The sequence below is a fragment of the Bradyrhizobium sp. LVM 105 genome, assembly GCF_003957705.1.
In the GTDB taxonomy this organism is placed as follows: Bacteria; Pseudomonadota; Alphaproteobacteria; order Rhizobiales; family Xanthobacteraceae; genus Bradyrhizobium; species Bradyrhizobium frederickii.
This window is the reverse complement of the sequence record NZ_QZMV01000070.1, coordinates 1-2860: the sequence shown is the minus strand read 5'-3', so window position 1 is coordinate 2860 and position 2860 is coordinate 1. Positions and strand designations below refer to the sequence as shown.

The window sequence follows — 2860 nt, the reverse complement described above, 5'->3', positions numbered from 1 at the left end:
TCGCGGGTCAATCTTGCCCGCCGTCAGGCAGAAACTCCACTTATCGCGCTGTTCAGATTTGCGGGACCAGCTCACATCTCGCTGAGGCCATTGATGTTCCCTACGATGACAGCGAGGCCGCGCCGCAGCTGCGCGATGTCACGGGCAATGACAATGCCATGCTCGGACAGAAGACCGCGAATCTGGTTAGCGAGCCTGACCCGGTCGGCGACCAGGCGTCGGCGAATGCGGTGGACAGCCTGTACCGCCAGCTGATCGGTTGATTTCGGTGGCACGAATCGCATGGACGGACGGCCGACCGCTTCGCCCGCCCGGCGGCGCGTTCGGAGGGCGTGATGCGTCGCCATTTTCGTTACTCCTAGCACTAGTTGCTCCCTTTACTGATGGCCATCCCGTTCGCCTCATGCGCGATCGGTTCGATCAGTTCCGTCTGGGTCTCAAGCGTCCGGGGGTAAAGATGACGGGCGCCATAACTGTTGGGTCCGATATGTCGCTGCAGTGCGTGCAGATGGCGATGAACTTCAACGGCGGCGGGTTGAAGAATCTATCTCCTTATGTTGCGAACCTAGCAGCATTGGCCATTGGCGGAGCATACGAGGTTCCTCTGGCGAGCCTGGATGCTCAGTCAATGAAAACCCAGGATATTCCAGGAGGATCTCAGCGAGGTTTCGGTGGCCCAGAGGCTTTCTTTGCAATCGAAACTGCGCTTGATGATATCGCAGCCGTCAAATCGTGGGACCCATTTGCACTTCGACGCGCCAATCTTGCGAAGTCGACGAGCGCAACCGTCGTCGGTGGACAATTCAATCAAGAACTTCGGCTTGATGAACTTCTTGACAGGGCGGAAGCCCATCCACTGTGGGCGCAGCGCGCAGATATAAAGGAAGAGTATGCTGGGCGCGGTGAGAGCTACGGCACAGGATTCGCCGTGTCGGCGCAAGCTTATGGCACCGAGGCGGACGGGGTCGTAGCCGCGGTCCACCTCGAGAAGAACGGCTCGATAACAGTCCGGACGAACGCGGTTGATTTCGGAAACGGATCTGCAACTACGCTTTCGCGTGGTTACTGGGGCCGTTTTAGGCACCAATGCAGAAACGGTGTCCGCTAGCGACTACACGCTCTTCGGGCAGACGGGCCTGACACCAAGCTATACGCCGGATTGGGATAATCCTCTGTCCACCGCGAAAGGGGTTGGGTCTTCATCGGCATGCCTAACTGGCTTTCACCAAGTCCACGCTGTGCAGGAAACCGCGCGAGCCTACATGCACAGCGCGATTTTGCCGGCGGCAAGGCTGCTGTGGAATAAGCCAAATCTCGCGTTTGAGGATGTCGTTTGGGCCGAAGGGCACCTCGTCACCAAGCAATACGGTTTCGAGCCGCTAGGTCATACGCGCCTCGCAGATGCGGTCTATTCCCACGGCCTTCCCAGCGGAGTCCTTGGACACGCCTTTTTCCAGGGAAGTTGGGTGTCGGCTAGCTACGCCTTGGCGGGCCTGCCGGTGAGGTTAGAGCTAGATGGAGATCACGCTATACTCGTCGGTAGATGGTGGGCGGAGCCGAATTGATCGGAGCAACACTCAAAGGCCGCCAGCGAGCGCATCCCGTGCTTCGCGAACGGTTTGGGCCCCTTGTGCCAACATCGCGGCGCTTGTCGTTGATCGTTCGACGGGAGTCACGAGGATCGAAAATGTAGTCAGCATCTTGAATGCCGGCCATGTGCACGTTCCCGAACTAGTATCTGGACAATCGCAAGGGGGCGTCGCGATGGCAATCGGATACACACTATTCGAAGACATGCCGGACGGGCTCGTAGGTCCTGCCGGCGGCACTTGGAATTTGAACCGGTATCACGTCCCGAGGTTAGCTGATGTGCCCCACCGTTCACATTATGAGCGGGGGCGTCGGGGCCAAGAATTGATCATCTTGCCCGAGGTGTCTGGGGATGGTGGAAAAGGACGTGGCATCGCCGAAGCAGTTATGTGTTCTGTGGATCCTGCGATCTCAAACGCCCTCCGCGATGCTCTCGGCGTTCGCTACTCGTCTCTGCCTATTACACCTGCAAAGATCTTAGCTGGACTCGCAAAATGACTGTCGGATTCACGGTAAATGGCGTCTCCCATAGCGTCGCTGAAGATAGGCGAGACGATAAACTTATCGATTTTCTTCATGATGATCTCAATCTGACTGGCACCAAGTTGTGCTGCGGCATCGCTATCTGTCGCGCTTGCACTGTTTCGGTGAAGAAGCCTCCAAACCAGGACGCGACGCCCAGTTTGGCATGCTCTACTCCTCTCTGGATATTGAACGGCGCAGAGATCAAGACGATCGAAGGTGTTGCGTCGGCCGATTCATTGACGCCTATCCAGGACGCGTTTCTCGCGAACTTTGCCTTTCAATGTGGGTATTGCACGCCAGGTTTCGTAATCGCGGCTCAGATACTGGTGGATCGATTGGCGGCAGCGCCCACGAGGCCTGCCGATCTGGACGCTCAAATCGAGTATGCGCTTGGTGGACACATCTGCCGATGTACTGGTTATGTGCGGTATTTCGAAGCGGCGAAAAAGACTGCAGAGATAATGCTTAAGGGAAAGAGTTAGAGCCATGTGGGGGCTTCCGACAATCATGCTCCTTTCCGCCTTAGTCTATGCGTCGTCAGTTCATGCGGATTCAGATGCTGCTCTATACGCATCTGCCTGTGGCCGCTATAGGGCCGATACCAGCGTTTTCTTGCGCGGACGGCGTGCCGGTACCAATTACTTCCAATGGCGCTCCTGTTAGCCCGAAGTGAGCTGGTCCCGCAAATCTGAACAGCGCGATAAGTGGAGTTTCTGCCTGACGGCGGGCAAGATTGACCCGCGAA

General features: G+C 57.1%; 3 protein-coding genes and 1 pseudogene. 3 read left to right on the top strand and 1 reads right to left on the bottom strand.

The window, feature by feature from the left end:
* Positions 1 to 74: 74 nt before the first annotated feature.
* A pseudogene (locus D6B98_RS41355) lies at positions 75 to 305 on the bottom strand (IS110 family transposase); the annotation flags it as partial.
* On the opposite strand from D6B98_RS41355, the gene D6B98_RS39475 reads away from it, so the two are divergent.
* The 3 genes from D6B98_RS39475 to D6B98_RS39465 all read left to right on the top strand — a co-directional run bounded on the left by D6B98_RS39475 (position 269) and on the right by D6B98_RS39465 (position 2597).
* Positions 269 to 1108, top strand: a complete 840-nt coding sequence (locus D6B98_RS39475; protein ID WP_164719170.1) for a molybdopterin cofactor-binding domain-containing protein — start codon at positions 269 to 271, stop codon at positions 1106 to 1108. The pseudogene D6B98_RS41355 and the gene D6B98_RS39475 overlap by 37 nt on opposite strands.
* Positions 1109 to 1515: 407 nt before the next feature.
* Positions 1516 to 2088: a molybdopterin cofactor-binding domain-containing protein gene (locus D6B98_RS42150; protein WP_126262241.1), complete on the top strand. Its 573-nt coding sequence runs from the start codon at positions 1516 to 1518 to the stop codon at positions 2086 to 2088.
* Positions 2085 to 2597, top strand: coding sequence for a (2Fe-2S)-binding protein (locus D6B98_RS39465; RefSeq protein ID WP_126262240.1), 513 nt, complete (start codon positions 2085 to 2087; stop codon positions 2595 to 2597). The genes D6B98_RS42150 and D6B98_RS39465 overlap by 4 nt, the downstream gene beginning before the upstream one ends.
* The last annotated feature ends 263 nt before the right edge of the window (positions 2598 to 2860 follow it).